Here is a 24,507-nt window from a genome sequence, read left to right as displayed (position 1 = left end):
AGCAAGCACATGAAAAATGCAACATGGCTCATGGCGGCCGCGGTACTGGTAACAGTGTTGACGGGCAGCTGCAGGAAAATAAATGAAGGGCTGGATACGGAAAAGGTAGGCAACTACACCATCCGGGTGAAAGCCAAATCCACCATGTCCAACATCACCAACACCGAAGGACTGAAAGTGGTGTTCGAAAACTTCACAGAAGGCTTCCGGAAGGAGGATGCCCTGGGATCGGATGTGACGGCGGTAGACGGCCTCATTCCCGGCTTGTACAGCATCAATGTGAGCGGCAGGGTGGAAGACGCCAATGGCGACGTGTTTTACCTCAACGGTGCGAAGATCAATTTCCCGGTAACCAAAAACGATATCCTCGTCGAAATCGACGTAGCCGGGCTGAAAGTTAGTCCGCTCGTGTTCTCGGAGATCTTCTTCGCGGGAACCACGCCGTTTTATTTCCGTAACCAGTTTTACGAAGTATACAACAACTCCACCGATACGATCTATCTCGATGGCCTTTACTTCGCCAACCTGACGCCGACCACGGCCACCACCACGCTGCCGCGCTGGCCGGAGGAGGACGGCAATAATTTCGCTTACGCGGAACGCATCTGGAAAGTGCCCGGCAACGGCACGGAACACCCGCTGGCGCCCGGAGAATCCTTCTCCATGGCTCAGTTCGCGGCCAACCACCAGCTGCCGCAGTACAGTCCCACTTCACCGATCGACTGTTCTTCCTCCGAGTTCGAGTTCAATATGAACAATCCCAATTTCCCGGATCAGCCGGCGCCGGATATGGAGCACGTTTTCTACAATGGCAACGCCGGCAAGGGAACGCTGCCGCAATACCTGGTGTCTGTATTCGGCGGGGCTTACGTCATCTTCCGCGTGCCGGAAGGCGAGGTGTACGACCCGGTGAATAACCCGGCGCTCAAAACACGCAACCTGGCTTCCACCTCCACTTCCGTATTCGCCAAGGTGCCTATCCGCTACGTGCTGGACGCCGTGGAAGCGGGGCATAACGAAAACATGATCGCCGCCAAGCGCGTACCCTCGGTGCTGGACGCCGGCATGACCTACGTGGGCGCCACTTATAATTCGCTCGGCGTGGCCCGCAAAGTGTCCGACCAAAAGAACGACGACGGCACCCCGATCTACCTGGATACCAACAACAGTACCGAAGACTTCGAGCGCGGTGTGAAACCGCAGTTCCGCCGTCACGGCGCCAGAATGCCCGCCTGGAATCATACGAAGTAAGCACCCGTAACAGCTAATAATGATGAAGAAACTATATATCACCATATTGCTCGCCGCTACCGGATCGGTGGCCCTGGCGCAGCAAAAATCCAATTCCAACGCGCCCGCAGCCCTGGAGCTGCGGCAACAGCGCAGTTTGTGGGAGCAGTCGGGCAACCCCGCCGGTCTTAAGCTGGACGGCCCATACCGCTATTCGCAGATCAAAGCGGGATATGAAGCCTACGACGGCGATTTCCGCCGCCCGCAGGAAGGCGCTTCCGGCAACCGGCAGATCGCGGAAACCGAAGGTCGCATCCTGCTCGACAGCTTTTACGTAACCGGTAAATTCAGCTATCGCCGCGAGTCCATCCAGGACGCGAATTTCAACGCCTCCATCATCGATCCCTTCCGCGGCATGCCCTACATCATCGCCGACGCCAATCCCAGCGACTGGGTGCAGCAGCACTACAACCTCCAGTTCCGTGTATCCACGCCGTTTTACGGCCGGTGGTCGTGGGGCCTGGCAGGCAGCTACAGCGCCAGCAGCGGCGCCAAACAACGCGATGTACGCTCGGAAGACAACTTCTACTCGCTTTCGGTAACACCGGGCGTGGTATATTCCATTTCCCCCAATCAGCACGTCGGCCTCAACCTCCGGTATGCCAACACCAAAGAGGAAGCCAGTATGAAAAACGTAAATACTTATGTTGACCAGACCTACTACGAATTGCTGGGCCTCGGCACCGCCGTGAGCAACCTCGGCAGCGGCCGCACGAACAACTACGAAGGCGATAGCTGGGGCGGCGGTATCCAGTACCAGTATAAAGGCCCTCTGAACTTCCTCGCCAATGTCAACTACCTCGTGGAGGGCGAAGGCCTCACGGTTTCCTACACCCTCCCGCGCGATGGGGGCTCCGTGATCCGCAAATCCTGGCAGGCCGGCGCGGCGGTGCAAAAGGAGTCCGGTAAACTGCTGCATTCACTGGGCGCGCAATATTACAACCGCCATATCGACGGTATCCAGTACGTGACGCAGCGCGACAACTCGCAGGCGCAACAAGGCTGGCTGAGCCTCGCCAAATACATCCGTTCCACCTTCAAGACGCAGGAACTGGGGCTGAAATACAGCCTTACCGGCAAACGCGGCCCGGAAGATTATTCCTGGATGGCGGACGTTTCGGCGCTGTACGCTAAACTGAACGACGAATACATCCTGCCGTATTCCTATAAACAGGCGGAGAACCTGCTGGTAACGATAGGCGGGAAGAAGAATTTCCTGCTGTCCGCCGCCCGCGAAAGTCGTTTACAGCTGGGCGTGCGCGCCGGCCTGAACCGCAACCTCAGCGGCGGGTACCAATACAACGGCCAGCATGCCGATTACCCCACGGTAACAGACCTGGAAACGAACGATTGGCGCTACCTCGCTTCCGATTTCGTGCGGGTGGAGCTGCCGGTTACGTATTCTCTACGTATCGGGGAAGACCGCCAGCGGGTGCTTTTCGTGAACGCATTCGGACGTTACACCAAAGCCAGCAGCTTCGGGTTCGATAACCGGTACACATTCGGCGGATCGGTGGGCTTGAATTTTTAGGCCATCCTCTTTGTCGCTTTCACTCCTTCCAGGGTGAATAGCGACAGCTATACAAATGAAAAAGCGGGGCATCTGTTCCGCTTTTTCTTTGCCATCCTTCGTTCATCCTTCGTTCATCCTTCGTTCAACCTTCGTTCAAACACCCTCAAACCCGTACCACGAGCGAACACGTTCGAAGGATGAACGAAGGATGGCAGTAGGATGTCAGCAGCGTTTGAGCTCCTACTTTCAGCAATCCTCCAATGATCCTTCAGTCATCCTTTAAGCAAACACCCTCAAACCTAAGCTAGCATTGGACACCCTTGGAGGATCATTGAAGGATGTCAGTAGGATGTCAGCATCATGGCTGATGCCTGCAGTTGGCCATATTTTGGAGATAATACGTTCATTTTGAATGAAATACGATAAGCGAATGCAGCTGGGACTTTAAGACTGGAGCTCCTTATGTTGTGGGAGGTTGGAGGAATTGAAGGTTCCTGCGGATGCCGGCGAATTTGCTTCTTTTGAGGGGGCTTTTGCGGAAAATGCGCCTGAACTCTTCCTCGGTCAGTTCTTCCCACTGCGAATTGGAGAAATTGAGGATTTCGGGGATGGGGGTGAAGGCGGTTTCGGTATTGGCTTTGGAGAAGCGGTTCCAGGGGCATACGTCCTGGCAAATGTCGCAGCCGAACATCCAGTCGTTGAACTGGCCCTGGAGCTTATCGGGGATGAGGGCGTCCTTCAATTCAATCGTGTAATAGGAAATGCAACGGCTGCCGTCGACCACGGTGGGGGAAACAAGGGCGCCGGTAGGGCAGGCGTCGAGGCAGCGGGTACAGCTGCCGCAGTAATCACCGGCGGCGCTGTCGTACACCAGCGGGATGTCAACGATGAGGGTGGCGATAAAGAAGAAAGAACCGGCTTGCTTATGGATGAGGTTCCCGTTTTTGCCGATCCATCCCAGCCCGCTCCGCTGCGCCCAGGCGCGTTCGAGGACGGGCGCGGAATCCACGAACCCCCGGCCCTGCACATCTCCCCATTCCTCCCGCATCCTTGCCAGCATGCTGTTGAGCTTCTCCCGGATCACGTCGTGGTAATCGTTCCCGTAGGCGTATTTGGCCACCTGCGGCGCATCCGGGCGCTGGCGCTCCTGCGGAAAGTAATTCAGCAACAGGGTAATCACCGACTGCGCTCCGTCGACCAGCAGCCGCGGGTCGATGCGCTTGTCGAAATAATTCTCCATGTACTGCATCCCCCCGTGCATGCCGCGGTTGAGCCACTGCTCCAAACGGAAAGCGTCGTCGCTCAGCTGTTCCGCCTTCGCGATCCCGCAATGGTCGAACCCCAGCTCCCGCGCCAACTGCTTGACGAACACCGTATTATTATCCAATTGCTGCATCTCTGCCCGCAAAATTACAATTTTCCGGGCCGTATCTTATGGAAACCATGGTTTCCCGCCATCTGGCATGGGCGGAACAAGATTATTTTAGCCGGAATAAACTTCCGGTGAAGAAAATGTATAATTTTATTCTGTTTCATTAATAACCCGTATACCTAAGTTCATTGTAATGCAACTAAAATCTGTTGTCTTATTTCCCTTCCTGATGACCTGGGCCCTCATGCTGGCCGCACAGGACAAAACACCCGTCAAATATGGGAAAGTCAGCCCCGAAGACTTCAAAACCCGGTACGACATTGATACCGGCGCCGCTGCCGTGGTGCTGGCGGATGTGGGGGCTTCCGAGTTCGAGTCCGGCCGCGACCAGTTTATCCAGGTGTTCAAAATTCACCGCCGCATCCACATCCTCCGCAAAAGCGCCTACGACAAAGCGAATGTATCCATCGACCTGCACTTCCAGGGGAGCAATGAGGAAGCCATGGCCAACCTCAAAGCCTGTTCCTATAACCTGGAAGATGGCAAAGTGGTGGAAACCAGGCTGGAAAGCAAGGCCGTATTCACCGAAAAGGTCGACCGCAACACCATCCGCAAAAAATTCACCCTGCCGGCGGTAAAGGAAGGCACCATTATCGAGTATTCGTATTCGATCAATTCCGAATTCCCCATGTACCTGCGGCCCTGGGCCTTCCAGAGCGTGGATATGCCCGTGCTGTGGAGCGAATATGAAGTTTCGCTGCCGGAATACTACGAATACCTGTTCCTCAGCCAGGGATACCATCCTTTCCATATCAAGAATTCAAAAGATTCCCGGAGAACCTTCAGCTTCAACATCCAGGGCGCTACTCCCTCCGCGCCCTCGAGGCACGTTTCCGTAACGCCGGGGATCACCACGCATCGTTGGGTGATGAAAGACGTGCCGCCGCTGAAGGAGGAAAGTTACATCACCACGCTCCGCAATTACGTCAGCTATATCGAATTCCAGCTGTCTTCCATCCGGTTCCCCGAATCGCCGGTGCGCAACATTATGAGCACCTGGCCGAAGATGATGGAAGAACTGGGGAAAGACGACGATTATTCCGGTGAACTGGCCCGCGCGAATAATTATCTATCGGATGAAGTGAAGCGTCTCGCCGCAGGGGCCGCTTCCCCGAAAGAAAAAGCCGAACAGGTTTTCGCGTTTGTCCGCGATAACTATACCTGCACCGATTATTCGTCGCTGTGGAAGAGCCAGTCGCTCAAAACCACTTTCAATAAAAAGAACGGCAACGTTGTCGACATCAACATGCTGCTCACCGCGATGCTCCGCGAAGCCGGGCTGGAAGCCTATCCCGTGCTCCTCAGTACCCGCGATTACGGGAAGATGTACGCCATGTATCCCATCCGCAGCAAGCTTAACTACACCATCGTTAGCGTGAATGTGGACGATACGGAATATTTCCTCGACGCCACGCGGCCTTTCCTGGGCTTCGGGAACCTGCACGCGTCCTGTTATAACGGGCCCGCGCGGAAAGTGAACGTCTCGGCCGACCTGTTGATGTTCGAAGCGGATTCGCTGTTTGAAAAGTCGGTGACCGGCATCTTTATTTCGCCGGATGACAAAGGCCGGTTGAAAGGGCACTTCCAAAAGCAATACACTTTGTTTGAATCCTACGATGCCCGCGCCCGCATCCGGGAAAAAGGGAAAGATGCGTTCTTCAAGGACCTGGCCAAGGGATTTGTGACGGAAATCGAAATGTCGAACGCGGAGTTGAGGGAGCTGGAAAATTACAGCAACCAGCTGGTGGTGGATTATGATTTCAAGCTCGGTGAGCAAGACGAATCGGGGATGATCTACCTGCAACCGATGTTTTCCGAATCCTTGCGCAACAACCCCTTCAAATCGCAGGAACGCAGGTATCCCATAGAGATGCCGGCGGTGACGGATTATAATTATACCATGACGCTCCAGCTGCCCGAAGACTGCGTGGTGGAGGAAACGCCGAAATCCACCATCGTCAAATTCAACGACGGAGAAGGGGTTTTCCAGTATCTCGTACAGGTGCAGGGAAATTCCATCATGATGCGCTCCCGCCTGAAGTTCAACCGCGCCTTATATGAAGCTGAAGACTATCAGCCGCTGCGCGAATTTTTCGACGTTGTTGTGAAAAAGCACGCCGAGCAAATTGTCATCAAGAAGAAAAAGCATGATCCGGATATTCAATCTTATCACATTACTATTGGCGGTGATGACCGCCAGCGCCGCGGGGCCCCAGTACCCGGTGAGCGCCATCCCGGCAGCGCTGATGGAAAACGCCGTGGCCGTGCAGCGGTACGAACTGCTGTCGGTAAAGATCAGCGGCACGCGGGATGTCAGGTATGTACATCACATCGCCATCACCATCCTGAACGAAAACGGCGACAAGTTTTCGGGGTTGCAGGAGTATTACGACAAATTCCGTGAGATCAAAGACATCTCCGGCGCGCTCTACGACGCGCAGGGCAACCAGCTGCGCAAATTGAAGCAAAGCGAAGTGCGCGACCAGAGTGCAGTGAGCGATAACAACCTCATGGACGACGGCCGCATGAAAACCCATAATTTCTACCACAAAGTATATCCTTACACGGTCACTTACGAAATTGAATACCGCAACCGCTTCACGGCCAGCATGCCGCGCTGGGTGCCGCAGGGTAGTTACCAGTACGCCGTGGAACATAGCCGGATGGAAGTGAGCGTGCCCGAGGGCTTCGATCTGCGTTTCCGGCAATATCAATACGTTGGCAATCCTGAACAGAAGGCGGAGAAAGGAGGGAAGCAGCTGGTATGGGAGGTGAAGAATATCGCCGCCATGCAGGAAGAGCCCTATACCGGCCCCCTGCGCGACCGCAGCACCGTCGTATACCTCGCGCCCGGCAAATTCTCGTTCGCGGAATACGATGGCGATATGAGCACCTGGGAAAACTTCGGCCGCTTCCAGGCTACGCTCAACCAGGGGCGCGACGTGCTGCCGGCCAACATCAAAGCCACCGTGGCGCAGCTTACCGCCAACGCGAAAACCGACGGGGAGAAGATCCGCATCCTCTACGAATACATGCAAAAAAACACCCGCTACATCAGCATCCAGCTGGGTATCGGCGGCTGGCAGCCCTTCGATGCCACTTACGTGGCCACCAAAGGCTATGGCGATTGCAAAGCGCTGGCGAATTATATGAAATCACTGCTGGCGGAAGCGGGCATCCGCTCGCATTACACGCTCGTGCATGCGGGCGACGGTGAAACGGATTTTATGGAAGACTTCACGGTAGACCAGTTCAACCACATCATCCTGTGCGTACCCGGCGCGAAAGATACCACCTGGCTGGAATGCACCAGCCAAACCGCGCCCGCGGGATACCTGGGGAGCTTCACCAACGACCGGCCCGTACTGCTCATCACCGAACAGGGCGGCAAACTCGTGCGCACGCCGGCATACCCCGCCGCCCAGAACCTTCAGCACCGGATGATCACCGCGGAAGCGGATGAAGCGGGGAACCTGAAAGTACACTGCCATACGCGGTACACCGGGCTGCAGCAGGACGATTACCACGGACTCGTGAATTACCTCAATAAGGAAAAGCAACTGGAAGTGCTGAAAAAAAGGCTCAACCTGCCCAGCTTCGATATCAGCCGGCTGGAGTATACAGCAACGGCCGGCGCCTTGCCCGTTCCGGAAATGAAGGAATCCCTGGAGCTGACGGTTCCCAATTACGCCTCCATAACCGGCAAGCGTTTGTTCATCACGCCGAATATCCTCAACCGGAGAAACAACAAGCTGTCCGGTGAATCGGGCCGCACCACCGATATTTATCTCCGCATGCCTTACCAGGACGCCGATACCGTCCAGATCATCCTGCCGGCGGGGTACACGCCGGAGTCGGTGTTCGCACCGGTGGAACTGGCTTCGCCGTTCGGCAGTTATTCCGCGAAAGTAACGGTGGAAGGTAACCGCCTGTTATATGTGCGCCGCCTGGAGATGAAGGCGGGGCGCTTCCCCGCGAAGGATTACGGGGAGCTGGAGGCGTTTTTCAATCAAATCTACAAGTCTGACCGAAACAGGGTCGTGCTCGTCAAAAAGGAAGCATAATAGCGAAGGGCGCCCCATAAAAGGGCGCCCTTCTGTTTGTATGTACTTTTTGCATTACGGCTATTTCTCTCTCACACTCACGGATATCCGGCGGTCGAGTTTCCTTTCTTCGTCCGGCGCATCGGCCGCGGCTTTGGCGAACTGACTGCCGTAGCCTTCCGCGCCCTGCAATTGCACGGGCTTCACATTGGCGGCAGCAAGGGCGGTTACCACGGCGGTGGCCCGTTCCTGCGACAGCTGCTGGTTCTTCTTCGCATCCCCGGTAGCGTCGGTATACCCGCCGATCTTGATTTTCGCTTTCGGGAAAGCGTTGAGGATGGCGGCGAGGTTATTGATCTGCACCTGGCTTTCGGGCGTGATTTCCGCGGAGCCGGTGTGGAAGTTCAGGTTATCGAAATCGAACCATACGTCTTTCCCTGCAGCCGCATTGGGATCTTGCAGGAATTGCACGAGCTGGTCTTCGATGCCACCTTTGTAGGCGTCGAGCACTTTGCCGTCGGGCAGCGTTACTTTGATGGATTCGCGGGCAACGGGCGCGGTGGCGTGGGTGTCTTCGATCATGGTGATGCTGTCGGATTCCACGACGGTCATCGTTTCTCTGGCGCCGCATCCGCGCAGCAGCCACCACAACAAGAGTATGGCGGCGATGGCGATGATGAGCCATGTTATCCACTGGTTGCCGCCGGAAGTGGTGGATTCGTGGACGGTGTGTCCCGGGGTGCGGGCAGCGCTTTTGAACGCGCCGGTGAACGACGATAGGCGGGCGCCGATATCGCTCAGGCTGCCGACGCCGAGGATGCCGGCGAGGCCGAGGCCGGAAGGCACGGAGGCCAGTATTTTATCTTTTTGGCTGTTGAGTAGTTCCAGTACCCCGGAGGCACCCAGGCCGGCAGTGTCTGCGTGCTTGCCCACAACGCCCAGCGCCGCGGGCGCCGCCGCCTGCAGCAAGGTGTCTGCCGATTGCGGGCGGATACCCGCATATTGGGCCACCGCCCCTGCAATCTCGCCGGAACGGCCGCCGAACAGTGTTTGCAGGAACGCTGAGCCTTTTGCCAGCAATCCGGAGGGGATGCCGGCGCCACCGTTGGTCAACTGGGAAATATCCGTGCCGGAGGCCTGGTGCAGCAGATGCATTAATCCACCCGATTCGCCGGACCCCGCTTTGGCCAGCAAGCCCGTTAAAACCGTGGGAATAATGCCGCCCAGTGCTTTTTGTATGCCGGATTCGCTTTCCCCCAGCTGCGCCGCCGCCTTACCGCAAAATTCGTTGTTGAACAGTTGCTTCAGGGTTTCGATGAGGTCAATCGCCATAAATGCATGTTTTGGTGGTGAGACGATATGGAAGTAACTGAAGTATAACAGCTTTCGCAGGGTACGGTTCATTATAAAGCCTGATTTTGCACAAGTGCCCTTATAAGATGTTCAGGGTGAAGGTAATAGACAAAATAGCAGGTTTTTTACATATGAACTGAAAATAATGCAGTTGCCACGTGGAGATGCTGTCAACCTGGCTGATTTTTCCAACTGGTGCAGGATTTGATTCATCTGAACAAATCAAAAATCCAATCGTTAACCTAAAGGAGAACAAAGCAAGTTATGAATCTAAACAACTTCACCATCAAGTCCCAGGAAACGCTGCAGGAAGCGCAGCAGCTGGCGTTCAATCACCGGAATTCGGCAATTGAAACCGGCCACATTCTCAAAGCGTTGCTGCAGGACGAGGATAACAGCATAGAATACCTGCTGAAGAAGAACGACGTGAACACGGGGTTCCTCGACGGCAAGCTCAACGAGCAAATACAGGCTTATCCCACCATCAGCAGCGGGGAAGGCGGGCAAATGCTCAGCCGCGAGGCGAATAACGCCATCCTGCGGGCAGGCGCCAGCATCAAGGAATTCAAAGACGAATTCGTGAGCGTGGAGCACCTCCTGCTGGGGCTCCTCGGTGGCAGCGATGATACCGCCAAACTGCTGAAGAATGCGGGGCTGACGGAAAAAGGCCTCAAAACCGCCCTTACGGAACTGCGGAAAGGCGGGACGGTTAACAGTCAAACGGCCGACGCCACATACAATTCGCTGGAGAAATACGCGAAGAACCTCAACGAATCGGCCCGCGCCGGCAAGCTTGATCCCGTGATCGGGCGCGATGAGGAAATCCGCCGTACGCTCCACATCCTCAGCCGCCGTTCCAAAAACAACCCCATCCTCGTCGGGGAACCGGGTGTTGGTAAAACAGCCATCGCGGAAGGGCTCGCGCACCGTATCATCAACGGCGACGTGCCCGATAACCTGCACAACAAAATCATTTACGCCCTCGACATGGGCGCGCTCATGGCAGGCGCCAAATACCGCGGCGAGTTCGAAGAAAGACTCAAAGCCGTAGTGAAAGAAGTAGCCGATTCCAATGGCGACATCATCCTCTTCATCGACGAAATCCACACCCTCATCGGTGCGGGCGCGATGGAAGGCGCGATGGACGCGGCCAATATCCTGAAGCCCGCCCTGGCGAGAGGAGAGCTCCGGGCCATCGGCGCCACCACGCTGAACGAATACCAGAAATATTTTGAAAAAGATAAAGCCCTCGAGCGGAGGTTCCAGAAAGTGTTCATCGACGAACCCTCGGTAGACGACGCCATCTCCATCCTCCGCGGCCTGAAGGAACGCTACGAAAACCACCACCACGTACTGATCCGCGACGAAGCGATCATCGCCGCAGTGGAACTTTCGCACCGGTATATCACCGACCGCTTCCTGCCCGACAAAGCCATCGACCTGATCGACGAATCCGCCGCCAAGCTCCGCCTGGAGATGAACTCCATGCCCGAAGAGCTCGACGAACTGGAACGCCGCATCCGCCAGCTGGAAATCGAACGGGAAGCCATCAAACGGGAAAACGACGAAGACAAGCTGCGCGAGCTCGCCGCCGAAATCGCACGGCTCAGTGAGGAACGCAATACTTTCAAATCGAAATGGCAGCAGGAAAAAGAAGTAGTAGACCAGGTGCAGGACGCCAAAGCCACTATCGAAAACCTGAAGCTGGAAGCTGAACAGGCAGAGCGCAACGGCGATTTCGGGAAAGTAGCGGAGATCCGTTATGGTAAAATCAAAGAACAGGAGAAGCTGGTGGCTGACCTTACGGCCGAGCTGGCGGAAATCTCCTCCAACAATAAACGCCTGCTGAAAGAGGAAGTGGACGCGGAAGACATCGCCGAAAACGTGGCCAAAGCCACCGGCATCCCCGTCGCTAAAATGATGCAGAGCGAAAAAGACAAACTGCTGCAGCTGGAAGACGAGCTGCACAAGCGCGTGGTGGGGCAGAATGAAGCCATCGTGGCCGTAGCCGACGCCATCCGCAGAAGCCGCGCCGGACTAAACGATCCGCGCCGGCCCATCGGTTCCTTCATCTTCCTCGGTACTACCGGTGTCGGTAAAACGGAACTGGCGAAAGCGCTCGCCGATTACCTGTTCGACGACGAAGGCATGATGACCCGCATCGACATGTCGGAATACCAGGAAAAACATTCCGTAAGCCGCCTGGTAGGCGCGCCTCCGGGATATGTGGGTTACGACGAAGGCGGCCAGCTCACCGAAGCCGTACGCCGCAAGCCTTACAGCGTGGTGCTCCTCGATGAGATCGAGAAAGCGCACCCCGATACTTTCAATATCCTGCTCCAGGTGCTCGACGACGGGCGGCTGACCGATAACAAAGGCCGCGTGGTGAACTTCAAAAACACCATCATCATCATGACGAGCAATATGGGCAGCCATATCATACAGGAAAATTTCGAAAAAATCACGGATGAGAATAAAGACGAAGTGGTAGACAGGACGAAGGATGAAGTGATGAACCTGCTGAAGCAAACCATCCGTCCGGAATTCTTAAACCGTGTGGATGAAGTGATTATGTTCCAGCCGCTCATGCGCTCCGAAGTGCGTGGAATTATTAACATACAATTACAACAATTGAAGGAGCTGGTAGCGAAGAATGGCATGATATTGGAATTCTCTGAGTATGCACTGGACTACCTGGCAGAACAAGGTTACGATCCGCAATTCGGTGCAAGGCCGCTGAAGCGCTTGATTCAGAAAGAGATCGTGAACCTGCTCAGCAAGAAGATCCTCGGCGGAGAAATCGACAAGGCAAAACCGGTACTGGTGGATGTTTTTGATAATGTGGTCGTGATCCGCAACACTTAACAAGTCATTTCTAATACGACGATATACAGTTACAGGTAAATGCCCGGATGAATCCTCATCCGGGATTTTTTTGTCCCTGTAAACACATTATTAATTTATACAAATTAAAATTGGATATAATCTAAATAAGCGGTTATCTTGTGGGCATGAAACGTACTACCCGCTGACCCTGCGGCAAGAAGTGGTCCCGCTTCACCGGGACGGAAATTTGTGTTGTCAGGATTATGGGGGTTAAAAGGCCTACAGGAAGGGCGTAGGGCATGCCTCTGCGCCTTCCCCTGTACGGTTCACGGTTGCAGTTCGTAACGGCCTGAAATCCGTACATTTGGGGTTAAAACCAGGCATATGTACCCGATTGGAGAAAGAGAGAAAAAGTTCATGGCGATGGCGGTGGAATTATCCGCCCGTGGCATGCGGAATGGCGAGGGCGGGCCTTTTGGCTCAATCGTGGTGAGGGGAGAAGAAGTGGTGGGGGAAGGATGGAACCAGGTGCTCACCCACAACGATCCCACGGCGCACGCCGAAGTAGTAGCCATCCGCGACGCCTGCCAGCGCCTGGGAACTTTCCAGTTAACCGATTGTGAGATTTATACTTCCTGCGAGCCCTGCCCCATGTGCTTCGGTGCGATCTACTGGGCGCGCCCGCAAAGGGTCTTTTTCGCCAATACCAAAGAAGAAGCGGCCGCCATTGCATTCGACGATTCTTTTATTTACCACGAGCTGGAATTGCCTTACGGCGACAAGAAGATTCCCTTTATCCCCATGCCGGAGGAATCAGCGCGGGAAGTATTCCGGGAATGGGCCCGGAAATCAGACAAGAAAGTATACTAGGGGTACTACCGGCGCGAGAAATAGTAAATCCAAAACAGCGCGATGGCCATAAACAGGACGATCAGCACCACGATCGCGTAATAGAGGTAGTAGTTGGCTTTCTTCTTCCGGCGGGTTTTCCGGCGGAGGGTATGCAATACATTCCACTTCGCCTGCCTGAGCCATCCCGGTATCTGATCTTTGCGGGAAATGGCGGACAAACCCTCCACGGCTTCGCTGCACAGCTCACAGTCCTGCAGGTGCTTCTCCACTTCGTGCCTCTCCGAAGCACTCAGTTCACCCTTGACGTAAGCCAGCAGCTGGTCCTGCGAAGGACAGGCGGTTTCGGTGAATATGTCAGCAAATTCGTTGTTCATATCTGTTTGGGCGTTTGCCTGCTGTTGCAAGTTAACGCATATTTTTACTGTACTTTTCCAATAATATTTTGAGGTTGCGCTTGCCGTTCTGGATGTAGCTTTTAACCTGCCCGGCATTGAAACCGGTGATATCGGATATTTCCTGGTAGCTTTTTTTATCGAGATAAAAGAGCCGCACGGTGATGGCCTGGTCGGGATTCAGTTCCCCCAGCGCGCGTTCCATGTGGTCGAGCATCAAATCTTTCTGCACATGGGCGGTTTGCCGGATGTCGTCCTGCTCCGCGGCGCCAGGCACCAGTTCTTCTTTCAGTTCCACGTCCTTTTTATGGCGGAGCTGCATGAGGCTGTGGTTCTTCGCCACCTGGTAGATCCAGGCTTTGAAATAGATCACTTCGTGCCGGTGGACCTCCGACAATACTTTCAGGAAAATCTGTTGCACGCTGTCGCGCGCGTCTTCCTCGTTCTTGAGATACTTCATGCAAAGGCCCAGCAACAGGATGGCGTAACGGTCGAAGAGGACGCCGATCCACTCGGTGTTGCCATCGGCTTTATACCGTTGAAGCAGGTCCTGGTCGCTCAGGTTTTGATATTGGTCGGATAGATGCACGATGTTACAATAGCGTTCTCAACTGAGATGCATAAGTAAATAAATTCCACAAAAGTTTCAAGTTTAATTCATCGTGCTCAGCTCCGCCTGCGCGAGGGATTTCATGGAGCCATCCGAATTGGCGATGTCTTTCAGGATGCGGCGGGCTTTTCCTTTCTGGCCTTTGGCGCGGTAACAGATGGCCATTTGGTAACGGGCGCGTTCGGCATAACGGCCACGGTCCGACAGTTTGCGGAATTGGTTGATGGCTTCGTTGTAATCGCCCTGCTGCTGGTATTGCATGGCGGAGCGGTACACATAGTCGTCGCCGTTAGCGGGTTTTGCCGTTTCTTTTTTCTCCGTTGCCGGTTCTTCTTCTTTTTCAACTGTGGCGCGTGCAGGCTCGGGGGCTTTTTCTTTCGGGGCTTCTTTCTGCGGTTCTTTAGGCGGCTCTTTCGGAGTTTCCTTTTGCACCCGGGGAGTGGGCGTCGCATTTGCGATGAGGGCGCGGGTGTTGCTGTCGGTAACAGGCGGTTTAGGCAGCGCGCCGTCTTTCACGGGTTTTTTCTGCTGCGCCGTATCTTTCGCGGCTACGGGAAGCGCGGCGGCCGACATATGGGAAGTATCGCGGGTGCTGTATTTGGTCTGGATGACGAGGGGTTTCTCCTCTTGCTGCGTATCGGAGACAACGGGCTGGTAATCGCCCAGCGCGGCGCCCCGGGGCGCAGGCAGCACGATGGCATCGGTGGCGCGCAACGGGAGCGAAGTTAACGGTGGACGGTTCTTCAGGTGCTGTTGTAACAGGAAAATGCTACCGCCGCCAAAAGCGAGAAAAACGACGGTCCAGAAGTAAGATTGCGCGCTTTCCGTGAAGCTCTTCCGGGCATGCGGCTGTGGTTTAAGCAACGGCTGCTTGTGCGCGCGGGCAACAGGCTGCACGCCGGCCGCATATTCGCGATGGATGTACTGGCTGAGTTGTGTGCTCAGTTGCTGGTAGGATTCGATGTTGGCCGGGTTTTCCACCGTGGCCAGCGCATCATGGCAAAGATCGCACTCCACCAGGTGCTGTTCCACGAGATGATGTTCCACACCGGTCATCTGTCCGAGATGATAACGCCGCAACTGATCCCTGTTCAGGCATCGAACGGGCGTGAAAATCCGGAGGACCCTTTCTTGTCTGGGAGAATGACTATTCATATGCCGCCTCTTTCATATACGTGGCAACCGTTTGCCGGATGCCCTTCAGCTGGTCCCTGACCTGGCTGGTATGTATGTTCCGCGATTGCGCAAGCTCCCGGAAGGGCTTGTGATCGAGGTAAAATGCCTGGAGTAATTCCAAATCTTCGGGGATCAGCCTGCCGAGGGCTTTTTCCAGCTGAACGGCCAATGCCATCTTCTCGATGGGATTGTTGCCCGCTACGTCCACCCGGTTTTCAAGTTCGCGGATGGCGGGCTGGCTGTCGCTTTTGCCGGATTTGCCGAAGTACTGCTGCACCAATCCATACAGGATTTCATTAATTCTTCCCGTAGCACCCGACAATTGGTTGTAAAGCTTTTCCGTAAGTCCGGGGAATACCGTTTCTGCGGGATGCTGGGCGTCGAGCCCGGGTAAACAAACCGCCACCATCAGGTGGCTGTAGCGGTCCAATAATGCCCCTGCGGCTTCTCTCTCCCGGAATTTCCTGAACCGGAGAAGCAGTTCCCTGTCGCTAAGGTTATTTAACTGGAGATGCATATATTTCTATACTATATTTACGTAAATCCGATACAAAAGTTCATCGGGTTCGACATATTATTTAAACAATTAACATGCCATTAGCCATCACGATTGTGCCTATTATGCCACTCCGGTCGGAGCCGTCGCACCGCAGTGAGATGATTTCCCAGGCGGTTTTTGGGGAATGCCTTGAAACAGAAACGGTTACGCCCGACGGGTGGGTGAAAGTCCGGATGCAGTACGATGGGTATGAAGGTTGGGTAACGCTGTCGCACCTGGAAACTATTCCACAGTCGTTGTACGATGCGCTCCCCACGCACCGGGTGGCGCGCTGGCAGGCGGTGGTTACGCTGAACGGAAGGCCCGTTCACCTGCCTTTCGGCACTTTGCTGAAGCTGGGCGCCGGTGATTGGGGCCGCGCCACGGTGGTAGCGGGCGAGGGGATCACCCCATTTGCGGCGACGTCTTCGCCGGGGGAGGCCTGGGAGGCCGTCGCCCTGGAATTCCTGAATACCGGGTATTTATGGGGCGGGAAAACGGTGTTCGGAACAGACTGTTCCGGCTTTACACAAACCGTGTATAAAATCCTCGGCATACCGCTGTTGCGCGACGCGTACCAGCAAGCCGCGCAGGGCGAAACGGTGTCCTTCCTCCAGGAAGTGCGCCCCGGCGACCTCGCCTTTTTCGACAATCCGGAAGGCCGCATCACCCACGTAGGTATCCTGCTCAACGACCAGCAGATCATTCATGCTTCCGGCAAAGTCCGGATTGATCCGATTGACAACCAGGGAATTGTAAGTGCTGATACCGGCGAGCGCACGCACCAGCTGCGGCTCATCAAACGGTTGTTTTAATTCCGGAAAGACATAAAAAAGCCCGGCGGGAAGTTTTCCTGCCGGGCTTGCTATTTTCAGTTGTAATTATTGCTGCGCGAAGGTTTTGTTATACAGTTCGAAAGCTTCACGGATGATTTCTTCCGCTTTGGCTTTGTTGCCGAACTCTTCTACCTTAACCGTTTTCTTTTCCAGCGTTTTGTATTCTTCGAAGAAGTGGCGGATCTCGCTGAGGAGGTGCGGGGGCAGCTCGGAGATGTCGTTGATGTGGGCTACGCTCATGTCGTGGGCCGCCACGGCGATGATCTTGTCGTCTGCCTCGCCGCCGTCGATCATCTGCATTACACCGATCACTTTGGCGTCCATGATGCACATGGGCACTACTTCGATCTGGGAAAGGATGAGGATATCGAGCGGGTCGTTATCGTCGCAGTATGATTTCGGTATGAAACCGTAGTTGGCAGGATAGTATACAGAGGAATACAGCACACGGTCGAGTTTGAGCAGGCCGCTGTCTTTGTCGAGTTCATACTTGGCGCGGGAGCCCTTGGGGATTTCGATGATGCCGGTAACCACGTGGGGGGCATTATCGCCGGGACTTACACTGTGCCATGGATTCGTTGTCGTCATTCAATCTTGCTTTAAAAATATAATATCAATCACGTTTACTGACGGGTAAAAACACGGAACGGGTTGAAGGTTCAACCCGGCCGGATAAGAAATTCCCGGTTTGTTCAGTGCGCAAAATTAATGAACAAACCGGGAAAAGCTATAAAAAATTGGGACAGATCATTTTATGTTGGCGGTATCCAGGATTTCGGGGGGCATGCTGTTCATGTCCATCGTTCCGGGGGGAACGGAGGTGGGCAGGATGCTTTCGAGCGTCAGGGATATTTTCCACTGGCCGTCTTCCTTCACGAGCAGGAGTGTTTCCTGGGAGCTAACGGAGGAATTCAGGATGGTAACGGTGGCTTTGTCGCCGTCTTCATTCTGATTTACCACCTTCAGCTTGGCGTTTTTGATCTTTTCCCGCTCATTTTCATTGCGTTTGCCGTCGAAAATGGAATAGAGGAGGATCACCGACTGGGACTCTTTCGTGGCGTATTCTTTGGCACGTTCGAAATTCGATTCCTGGATAGCGTGCATAAACTCCAAGGCAACCTCCTGCGGCTCGGGTTTTTTCTTGCAGCTGCTGATACTGAGTGCCAGACCCGAAACGCACATAAGGTATAAAAATCGCCTGTAATAGCTCATGTGGTTGATAGGTTAATGTTATAATGTCTTACCGCAAAAGTAGATGGAATCTTCCAATTGCACAACTTACAACAATGGCTGTTAAGGCCGTGTTAATTGTGGTCCTTCTGTTTGTGGTCCTTATGGTCTTTGTGATGATGATCCCTGTGGTGTTCCCTTTCCTTTTCGCGTTCTTCCTCTGCTGCTGCGGAAGCGTCGTAAGCCTTGATGATGGCTTTTACGAGGCGGTGGCGTACCACATCTTCCTCATCGAGTTCCAGGTAACCGATGCCGTCGATATTCCGGAGGATGCGGGCCGCTTTGCCGAGGCCGCTCTTCTGGTTTTTCGGAAGGTCCACCTGCGTGAGGTCGCCCGTGATAATCGCCTTGGCGGACGAACCGATACGGGTGAGGAACATTTTCATCTGCAGGTCCGTGGAGTTCTGGGCCTCGTCGAGCAGGATGAAGGCGTTGTCAAGCGTACGGCCACGCATATAGGCGAGGGGCGCAATTTCGATGATCCGGTTGGTCATGAAATAATTCAGCTTGTCGGGGGGATCATGTCGTCCAGCGCGTCGTACAGTGGGCGCAGGTACGGGTCGATCTTTTCCTTCAGGTCGCCGGGCAGGAATCCGAGGCTTTCGCCGGCTTCCACCGCGGGGCGGGTGAGGATGATCTTGCGCACGGCCTTGTTTTTAAGGGCGCGTACGGCCAGGGCAACGGCGGTATAGGTTTTACCCGTACCGGCGGGGCCGATGGCGAAAACGATGTCGTTCTTGTCGGCCAGTGTCACCATCTTTTTCTGATTGGCGGTTTTGGCGCGCACGGTACGGCCGTTAGGGCCGAAAACCAGCACATCGTTGGGGTTACGGTCCTTGAAATGGTCGATGCCGGAGCCTTCTTCCTCTCCAAGGATCTGTTCAAAATAGTTTTCGCTGAGGTGGCCGTTCCTTTCCAGGTAACTGACGATCTGACCGATCTTTTCGCGGGCGGTGGCCACTTCTTCAGGGGCGCCCGACAGTTTCAATTGCGTTCCGCGGCTGAGGATTTTCAGTAAAGGGAACTTTTTCTTTAATAAGTCCAGTTTTCCGTTGTTGACGCCGAAAAACTCGATCGGATTTACGCTGTCCAGGTTAATGATGGATTCTGTCAAGTGCGGTTCGATTTAAGCTTGTCCATAGTTTCGGAGTCTGAACAGTGCGTCGGAATAAACGGCGGGCGGTTGCGCCCGCCGTTTGGTATCAGAGACTGGATCAGATCCGGTATCCGTTCTGTTTGAACGCTTCTACGCGTTCTGCAATTTTCTTGTCGCTCAGGGCGATGATGCGTGCCGCCAATACCGCTGCGTTGCGCGCGCCTGCCTTGCCTACCGCTAGTGTACCCACGGGCAAACCTGCGGGCATCTGTACGATGGAATACAATGCGTCTACGCCGCCGGGCAAACCGCCGTCCAGGGGAACACCCAGCACGGGGAGGGAAGTGTAGGCCGATACAACGCCGGGCAATGCAGCCGCCATACCAGCAGCAGCAATAATCACGCCGTAGCCCTGGGGCTGCGCGTTGATAACAATTTCGCGAACCTTGTCAGGATTGCGGTGCGCCGAAGCCACCATCATTTCGCTTTCAATGCCAAAGAACTGTAAATAGCTCTGTGATTCCTGCATTACGGGCTTATCGCTTTCCGAGCCCATGATAATTAAAACTTTCATCTCGATGTTTGAGTATTAATCTGCTATAAATTAACGTAAAAAAATGACTATTTGTTTCCTGCGTCAAAGATATTATAAACGGGTCAATACAAATCATTTCTACCCCTGTGAAATTTTTAAATAACCTTCATACCCCCTTTTTACACAGCCGATAGCGGGAAATTGTCTGATATATTGCCTACATTTGGCGGATCACTAGCCTATCCCTAAGACCAGCTGCATGAACCATCCCTTGCTGACACAGGTGATTGAAGCCCTTCCCGATCCCGTTGCCGTGTTCGACACACAGCTGCGCCTCGTGACGGTCAACAATGCTTTCTCCGAAGAAAGCTCCCGCCATCTCGGCTTCGCCCTCCGGGCGGGGGATAGCCTGCGCCAGCTGATGGACCTCCATCCCAACCTGGCCTCCCAGTCCATGCACGTCTGGCAGGCCGCCCTCAGCGGCGAGCGCGTAGACTTCGAACTGGCCTACGGCCACCCGCCCCTCCGTTACAAAATCTCGTGCAGCCCGCTGTACAACGATCAACAGGAAGTATTCCAGGTCATGATGGTCATCCGGAACGTTCAAGCCGAAACCGAAGTCCGCGAGAACGAGCGCTTCTATCGCTCCGTCCTCGAAAACCTCCCCGTTGGCCTCCAGGAATTCACGCCCGACGGATGGCACCGCAACATGAACGGCGCGCAGCGCGCCATCCTAGGCCCCGAACATGCCGCCAATAACCGGCCCTACAACGTCTTCGAAGATCCCATCAACCGCCGCAGCGGCCTCACCGCCCTGCTCGATGAAGTCAAACAGCAAAAAGCGCCCGTCAAACGGGAAGTCCTTTTCCGCTATACCGAGATCCACGACGAGAACGTGACCCGCATCCAGCCGATGTACTACGAAATCACCGGCTTCCCCGTGCTCGACCTCCAGGGCGATGTTACCTGCCTGTTCATCATCCTCAGCGAAATCACCGAAAAGAAACTGGCCGTTCTCAGCCTCGAAAAAAGCGAACGCCTCCTCCATACCATCGTCGAAAACCTGCCTGTCGGCTACATTCAGTTCGATAACTTCGGGTTCATCCGCCGCGTTAACCAGACGCAGCGCCGGTTTTTCGCCTCCACCGGGCTGGAAGAACAGCCGGACAGCAACCTGGTGCAGGATCCCTTCGCCAGGCTCTTCGAGCTCGACCAGCTGTTTCTCCAGGTCCTGCAAAGGGGTAAAATGGTCAGGCTGGAAAAGAAACTCGCGTTCCAGGTACACAACGGCGCGGGGAAAATCGACCGCGAAATCTTCCTCGACCTCACCATGTTCCCCGTCGAAGATCCCGTGGATAAAGACCAGATCGTGGTGGCCCTCGTGAAAGATATCACCGAAAAGAAGCGGCAGGAGCTGGAAAGCACCAAAATCCAGGAGTCACTGATCCAAACCGGCGAAATCGGCAAAATAGGCGGCTGGGAACTGGATATGGCAACCAGGGCCCTCCGTTGGAGCGGCCAAACCTACAAGATCCACGAACTGCCGCCCTACGCCACGATGACGCTGGAGAAAGCCCTTTCGTTCTACGAGCCCGAATCCCGCGAGCGCGTGGAACAGGCCGTGGCCGCCTGCATGAGCCGGGGAAAGGCCTACGACCTGCAGGTTACGATACAAACGGCGCGCAACAATACCCTCCAGGCCCGCGTCATCGGCAAACCCGAATACCGCAACGGCCGCATCGTACGCATATACGGTGTGATCCAGGACGTAACCGAGCAATTCCGCATCCGCAACCAGCTCACCCGCAACGCGGAACTGATGCGCCTCTTCTTCGATACGATCGACATGGGGTACGCTGTGATGGACAAAGACGGGAAGGTGAACTTCATTAACCGCAAAGCCCAGGAAATCGTGGACCACGGCAAGGTGATCGGGCGTAATATCTTCGAGGTTTTCCCATCGCTGGTGGGGTCCACGTTCCACGCGCGCGTGCAACAGTGCATCGAAGCGCAGGCGCCCGTGTCGTTCTCCAATTACCTGCCGCAACCCGACAAATGGTATGAATTCCTCCTGGCGCCCATGCAGGACGGGAGCATCTCCATCTTCACCCGCAATATCACCGACAGCAAAAAGATGCAGCGCGAGCTGCGTAAAGCCAACGAGCAGCTGTCGTCCCTCAATAAATTCCTCGTCAACCAGAACAAGCAGCTGGAAGACTTCGCGCATATCACCTCCCACAACCTTCGCGCGCCCATCGCCAACCTGAAAGCGCTCATGCAGATCATGAACGAAACGGCGGACGAGCAGGAGCGGGAGATGTACCGGGGCATGTTCCAGGAGGTGATCCGCAATATCGACGAAACGCTGAACGACCTGATCGAGATCGTGCAGATCCGTAAAGACCTGAACGTGGAGCGGGAAACACTGGCGTTCTCCGACCGGCTGCAGAAGGTAAAGGATATTTTACTGGTAGACATGGAAACCAGCGCCATCCGGCTCACGGCGGATTTCACGGAGGCGCCGCACATCGAATACCCGCGCATTTACCTCGACAGCATTTTACAGAACCTGCTCACCAATGCCATCAAGTACCGGTCGCACGAGCGCCCGCCTAGCCTGCATCTGAAGAGCAAGGTAGTGGAAGGGGGGATCATGCTAACGGCGGAGGATAATGGTTTGGGGATTGATATGGAGCGCTACGGCGCGAAATTGTTCGGATTCCGTAAGACCTTTCATAAAAACAAGGACGCCAAGGGTATAGGGCTTTTCATCACCAAAACCCAGATAGAAGCGATGGGGGGAAGCATACATGCCGAGAGCCAACTGGGTGCAGGAACGAAATTTATCATTACCTTCAGGCCCGAATAGCTAATCTATGAAGCCGCTACATTCGATCTTTATAGTAGACGATGACCCCATTCACCAGCAGATAACCGAGATCATGCTGGAAAGACTGAGGATCGCTGATGCAGTCTCAAAGTTCTCCGACGCCCAGGATGTGCTGGATCACATCCGCCTCAATGCCGCAGACCCTTCCGGCCTGCCGGATCTTATACTGCTGGATCTCAATATGCCTGTTATGGACGGGTGGGAATTTCTCGAAATGTTCGCGGATCTCCGGCCCCAGCTTTCCAAACCGGTACGGATCTACGTACTGACTTCCTCCATTGACGAAAGGGACCGCGAACGGGTGGATCGTTTCGATTTTGTGTCAGGATACCTGACCAAGCCTTTGACCAACGATATTATCATGGCATTGTTACCGTAACCGGCTGCCGCAGTTCGCGGATGGTGGCCAGGGGATCGTGGGAGGCGAATACGGAGCTTCCCGCGACGAGTACGTCTGCACCCGCTTCCACCACCAGTGCCGCGTTCTGCGTGGTAATACCGCCATCGACTTCGATGAGGGCGTTGGAGCCCGTTCTGCGGATCAGGTCGCGCACCTGGCGGAGTTTGATGTAGGTTTGATCGATGAAATGCTGCCCGCCGAAACCGGGGTTCACGCTCATGATGAGCACGAGGTCGAGGTCGGCGATGATATTTTCCAGCTGGCTGACGGAGGTGTGCGGGTTGAGGGCGACGCCGGCTTTCATACCAAGGCTTTTGATCTGTTGGATATTGCGGTGGAGGTGGCGGCAGGCTTCGATGTGGACGGTCAGGTAGTCGGCCCCCGCTTTCGCGAAAGCTTCCGCGTATTTTTCCGGCTCCTCGATCATGAGGTGCATGTCATTCACCTTTTTAGATACTTTCGTAACGGCGGAAATCACCGGCAGCCCGAAGCTGATGTTGGGCACGAAGCGGCCGTCCATAACGTCGAGATGCAGCCAGTCGGCCACGCTGTTATTGATCATGTCCACGTCTTTTCCGATTTCGAGGAAATTGGCGGCGAGCAGGCTGGGGGCGATGAGTGGTGTTTTCTTTTCCAATGCGTTACGAGTTTTCAATAGTTCACAATACTACAGATTTTTCGCCGAATCGAGCAGGTGTTGCGCTTCGGGGAAATTTTTCCGGAACGAAAGGGCTTTGCTGAGATCGTCGAGCCCCGCCGCTTTGTTCCCCAGTATCAGTAACGCTTTCCCGCGATGGTAAAAGGCATCGGCGCTCGTGGGGTCGGCCTTGGCGGCCATGTTGAAAGATGCGACTGCTTCTTTCCAGTTCCCTTTTTCCGCTAATTGCTGGCCAATGCCGATGTAAGCCGGGGCATAAGCCGGATCGCGGCGGATGGCTTCCTGGAAAAGTTGGAGTCCGGCGGCGGGTTGCATGCTGCGTACGAGGCATTCCCCCGCCAGGAATGGCGCTTCCGCCGAAGTGGAGTCTATCCTGGCGGCCAGGCGGTAGTAATCTACCGCGTCCCTATAGCTGCCGCGCGCCGCGATCATGTCGGCCGTGAGCATTACGGCTTCGTATTCGCTGGAATCCTGCTGAATATGGATGGCGGAACGCAGGAGGTCTATCGATTTGACGGAATCCCGCTGCCGCAGCGCTATCAGCCCCCGGATATACAGGGCCTGCGGCAGTTTGCCGGGTACGCCGGCCAGCACGTTCGCCTGGCTGTCGGCCCCGGCGAATTCGTTGTGCTCGATCAGGGCGTTGGCGAGCCAGGTGCGCAGTTCGGTATTCTCCGGCTGGATGGCCAGGTCGGTCCGCATATTGTGAATGGCGACGGCAAGGGAATCGGCAGGGGGCGCGTCCTGCTGCTGTCCGGGACCGGCCTGTTGGCCGCAGGCGTACAGCAACACGGGCAGCGCCCAATATACATGGCGAAATTTCATCACCCAAACATA

Annotated in this window: 20 protein-coding genes and 1 pseudogene; 9 read left to right on the top strand and 12 right to left on the bottom strand. The window is 55.0% G+C overall.

Annotated features, from left to right (window positions below; translation table 11 throughout):
- Nucleotides 1-9: 9 nt before the first annotated feature.
- Nucleotides 10-1,251: a DUF4876 domain-containing protein gene (locus WJU16_RS02615; protein WP_341836770.1), complete on the top strand. Its 1,242-nt coding sequence runs from the start codon at nt 10-12 to the stop codon at nt 1,249-1,251.
- Between the two features lie 19 nt (nt 1,252-1,270).
- Nucleotides 1,271-2,821 carry a DUF6850 family outer membrane beta-barrel protein gene (locus WJU16_RS02610; RefSeq protein ID WP_341836769.1) on the top strand — a complete coding sequence of 517 codons (1,551 nt, stop codon included), beginning with the start codon at nt 1,271-1,273 and terminating at the stop codon, nt 2,819-2,821.
- Between the two features lie 442 nt (nt 2,822-3,263).
- On the opposite strand, the gene queG is transcribed toward WJU16_RS02610, so the two are convergent.
- Nucleotides 3,264-4,199 (bottom strand): tRNA epoxyqueuosine(34) reductase QueG, encoded by a 936-nt coding sequence (gene queG, locus WJU16_RS02605; RefSeq protein ID WP_341836768.1) that lies wholly within the window; start codon nt 4,197-4,199, stop codon nt 3,264-3,266.
- Between the two features lie 205 nt (nt 4,200-4,404).
- Here queG and WJU16_RS02600 point away from each other — a divergent pair, with 205 nt between their 5' ends.
- Nucleotides 4,405-6,639, top strand: a complete 2,235-nt coding sequence (locus WJU16_RS02600) for a transglutaminase domain-containing protein (protein ID WP_341836767.1) — start codon at nt 4,405-4,407, stop codon at nt 6,637-6,639.
- Nucleotides 6,611-8,299 (top strand): transglutaminase-like domain-containing protein, encoded by a 1,689-nt coding sequence (locus WJU16_RS02595; RefSeq protein WP_341838640.1) that lies wholly within the window; start codon nt 6,611-6,613, stop codon nt 8,297-8,299. Before WJU16_RS02600 ends, WJU16_RS02595 begins: the two co-directional genes overlap by 29 nt.
- Before the next feature lie 60 nt (nt 8,300-8,359).
- On the opposite strand, the gene WJU16_RS02590 is transcribed toward WJU16_RS02595, so the two are convergent.
- Nucleotides 8,360-9,610, bottom strand: coding sequence for an OmpA family protein (locus WJU16_RS02590; RefSeq protein WP_341836766.1), 1,251 nt, complete (start codon nt 9,608-9,610; stop codon nt 8,360-8,362).
- A gap of 285 nt (nt 9,611-9,895) precedes the next feature.
- Between WJU16_RS02590 and clpB the strand changes: the two genes are divergently transcribed.
- Nucleotides 9,896-12,496 (top strand): ATP-dependent chaperone ClpB, encoded by a 2,601-nt coding sequence (clpB, locus tag WJU16_RS02585; protein ID WP_341836765.1) that lies wholly within the window; start codon nt 9,896-9,898, stop codon nt 12,494-12,496.
- A gap of 345 nt (nt 12,497-12,841) precedes the next feature.
- Complete coding sequence (locus WJU16_RS02580; RefSeq protein WP_341836764.1) at nt 12,842-13,327, top strand: nucleoside deaminase; 486 nt, start codon at nt 12,842-12,844, stop codon at nt 13,325-13,327.
- A gap of 5 nt (nt 13,328-13,332) precedes the next feature.
- On the opposite strand, the gene WJU16_RS02575 is transcribed toward WJU16_RS02580, so the two are convergent.
- The 4 genes from WJU16_RS02575 to WJU16_RS02560 form a co-directional block, all read right to left on the bottom strand.
- Nucleotides 13,333-13,713, bottom strand: a complete 381-nt coding sequence (locus WJU16_RS02575) for a zf-HC2 domain-containing protein (protein WP_341836763.1) — start codon at nt 13,711-13,713, stop codon at nt 13,333-13,335.
- 1 nt (nt 13,714) lies between these two features.
- A complete protein-coding gene (locus tag WJU16_RS02570; protein WP_341836762.1) occupies nt 13,715-14,290 on the bottom strand; it encodes a sigma-70 family RNA polymerase sigma factor in 576 nt (191 codons plus the stop codon).
- Between the two features lie 63 nt (nt 14,291-14,353).
- The gene (locus WJU16_RS02565; protein ID WP_341836761.1) at nt 14,354-15,466 is read right to left on the bottom strand and encodes a tetratricopeptide repeat protein; all 1,113 of its coding nucleotides are present in this window, start codon (nt 15,464-15,466) and stop codon (nt 14,354-14,356) included.
- Complete coding sequence (locus tag WJU16_RS02560) at nt 15,459-16,004, bottom strand: hypothetical protein (protein ID WP_341836760.1); 546 nt, start codon at nt 16,002-16,004, stop codon at nt 15,459-15,461. Before WJU16_RS02560 ends, WJU16_RS02565 begins: the two co-directional genes overlap by 8 nt.
- Nucleotides 16,005-16,078: 74 nt before the next feature.
- On the opposite strand from WJU16_RS02560, the gene WJU16_RS02555 reads away from it, so the two are divergent.
- Nucleotides 16,079-16,840: a C40 family peptidase gene (locus tag WJU16_RS02555; RefSeq protein WP_341836759.1), complete on the top strand. Its 762-nt coding sequence runs from the start codon at nt 16,079-16,081 to the stop codon at nt 16,838-16,840.
- Nucleotides 16,841-16,906: 66 nt separating this feature from the next.
- On the opposite strand, the gene WJU16_RS02550 is transcribed toward WJU16_RS02555, so the two are convergent.
- The 4 genes and pseudogenes from WJU16_RS02550 to purE form a co-directional block, all read right to left on the bottom strand.
- Nucleotides 16,907-17,449 carry an inorganic diphosphatase gene (locus WJU16_RS02550; RefSeq protein ID WP_341836758.1) on the bottom strand — a complete coding sequence of 181 codons (543 nt, stop codon included), beginning with the start codon at nt 17,447-17,449 and terminating at the stop codon, nt 16,907-16,909.
- Nucleotides 17,450-17,608: 159 nt separating this feature from the next.
- Complete coding sequence (locus WJU16_RS02545) at nt 17,609-18,073, bottom strand: DUF4878 domain-containing protein (RefSeq protein WP_341836757.1); 465 nt, start codon at nt 18,071-18,073, stop codon at nt 17,609-17,611.
- Nucleotides 18,074-18,165: 92 nt separating this feature from the next.
- A pseudogene (locus WJU16_RS02540) lies at nt 18,166-18,848 on the bottom strand (PhoH family protein).
- A gap of 457 nt (nt 18,849-19,305) precedes the next feature.
- Nucleotides 19,306-19,761 (bottom strand): 5-(carboxyamino)imidazole ribonucleotide mutase, encoded by a 456-nt coding sequence (gene purE / locus WJU16_RS02535; RefSeq protein ID WP_341836756.1) that lies wholly within the window; start codon nt 19,759-19,761, stop codon nt 19,306-19,308.
- Nucleotides 19,762-19,981: 220 nt separating this feature from the next.
- On the opposite strand from purE, the gene WJU16_RS02530 reads away from it, so the two are divergent.
- Both WJU16_RS02530 and WJU16_RS02525 read left to right on the top strand, forming a co-directional pair.
- Nucleotides 19,982-22,591, top strand: a complete 2,610-nt coding sequence (locus tag WJU16_RS02530) for a PAS domain-containing protein (protein WP_341836755.1) — start codon at nt 19,982-19,984, stop codon at nt 22,589-22,591.
- A 7-nt stretch (nt 22,592-22,598) separates the two neighbouring features.
- Nucleotides 22,599-22,991 carry a response regulator gene (locus tag WJU16_RS02525; protein WP_341836754.1) on the top strand — a complete coding sequence of 131 codons (393 nt, stop codon included), beginning with the start codon at nt 22,599-22,601 and terminating at the stop codon, nt 22,989-22,991.
- Here WJU16_RS02525 and rpe read toward each other — a convergent pair.
- Together rpe and WJU16_RS02515 are read right to left on the bottom strand one after the other, a co-directional pair.
- Nucleotides 22,972-23,649 carry a ribulose-phosphate 3-epimerase gene (rpe, locus tag WJU16_RS02520; RefSeq protein WP_341836753.1) on the bottom strand — a complete coding sequence of 226 codons (678 nt, stop codon included), beginning with the start codon at nt 23,647-23,649 and terminating at the stop codon, nt 22,972-22,974. The two genes, WJU16_RS02525 and rpe, sit on opposite strands and share 20 nt — an antisense overlap.
- A 30-nt stretch (nt 23,650-23,679) precedes the next feature.
- Nucleotides 23,680-24,495, bottom strand: coding sequence for a tetratricopeptide repeat protein (locus tag WJU16_RS02515; protein WP_341836752.1), 816 nt, complete (start codon nt 24,493-24,495; stop codon nt 23,680-23,682).
- Between the last annotated feature and the right edge of the window lie 12 nt (nt 24,496-24,507).

The sequence above is a fragment of the Chitinophaga pollutisoli genome, assembly GCF_038396755.1.
GTDB lineage: Bacteria > Bacteroidota > Bacteroidia > Chitinophagales > Chitinophagaceae > Chitinophaga > Chitinophaga pollutisoli.
The sequence above is the reverse complement of the archived record's forward strand: the minus strand, read 5'-3'. Positions and strand labels throughout refer to the sequence as shown.

Coding starts and splice junctions, on each gene's coding strand:
- WJU16_RS02615 (WP_341836770.1), top strand. CDS start 10: ATGAAAAATGCAACATGGCTCATGGCGGCCGCGGTACTGGTAACAGTG.
- WJU16_RS02610 (WP_341836769.1), top strand. CDS start 1,271: ATGATGAAGAAACTATATATCACCATATTGCTCGCCGCTACCGGATCG.
- WJU16_RS02590 (WP_341836766.1), bottom strand. CDS start 9,610: ATGGCGATTGACCTCATCGAAACCCTGAAGCAACTGTTCAACAACGAA.
- WJU16_RS02600 (WP_341836767.1), top strand. CDS start 4,405: ATGACCTGGGCCCTCATGCTGGCCGCACAGGACAAAACACCCGTCAAA.
- WJU16_RS02525 (WP_341836754.1), top strand. CDS start 22,599: ATGAAGCCGCTACATTCGATCTTTATAGTAGACGATGACCCCATTCAC.
- queG (WP_341836768.1), bottom strand. CDS start 4,199: ATGCAGCAATTGGATAATAATACGGTGTTCGTCAAGCAGTTGGCGCGG.
- WJU16_RS02515 (WP_341836752.1), bottom strand. CDS start 24,495: ATGAAATTTCGCCATGTATATTGGGCGCTGCCCGTGTTGCTGTACGCC.
- WJU16_RS02565 (WP_341836761.1), bottom strand. CDS start 15,466: ATGAATAGTCATTCTCCCAGACAAGAAAGGGTCCTCCGGATTTTCACG.
- WJU16_RS02580 (WP_341836764.1), top strand. CDS start 12,842: ATGTACCCGATTGGAGAAAGAGAGAAAAAGTTCATGGCGATGGCGGTG.
- WJU16_RS02545 (WP_341836757.1), bottom strand. CDS start 18,073: ATGAGCTATTACAGGCGATTTTTATACCTTATGTGCGTTTCGGGTCTG.
- clpB (WP_341836765.1), top strand. CDS start 9,896: ATGAATCTAAACAACTTCACCATCAAGTCCCAGGAAACGCTGCAGGAA.
- WJU16_RS02530 (WP_341836755.1), top strand. CDS start 19,982: ATGAACCATCCCTTGCTGACACAGGTGATTGAAGCCCTTCCCGATCCC.
- WJU16_RS02560 (WP_341836760.1), bottom strand. CDS start 16,004: ATGCATCTCCAGTTAAATAACCTTAGCGACAGGGAACTGCTTCTCCGG.
- WJU16_RS02555 (WP_341836759.1), top strand. CDS start 16,079: ATGCCATTAGCCATCACGATTGTGCCTATTATGCCACTCCGGTCGGAG.
- WJU16_RS02550 (WP_341836758.1), bottom strand. CDS start 17,449: ATGACGACAACGAATCCATGGCACAGTGTAAGTCCCGGCGATAATGCC.
- purE (WP_341836756.1), bottom strand. CDS start 19,761: ATGAAAGTTTTAATTATCATGGGCTCGGAAAGCGATAAGCCCGTAATG.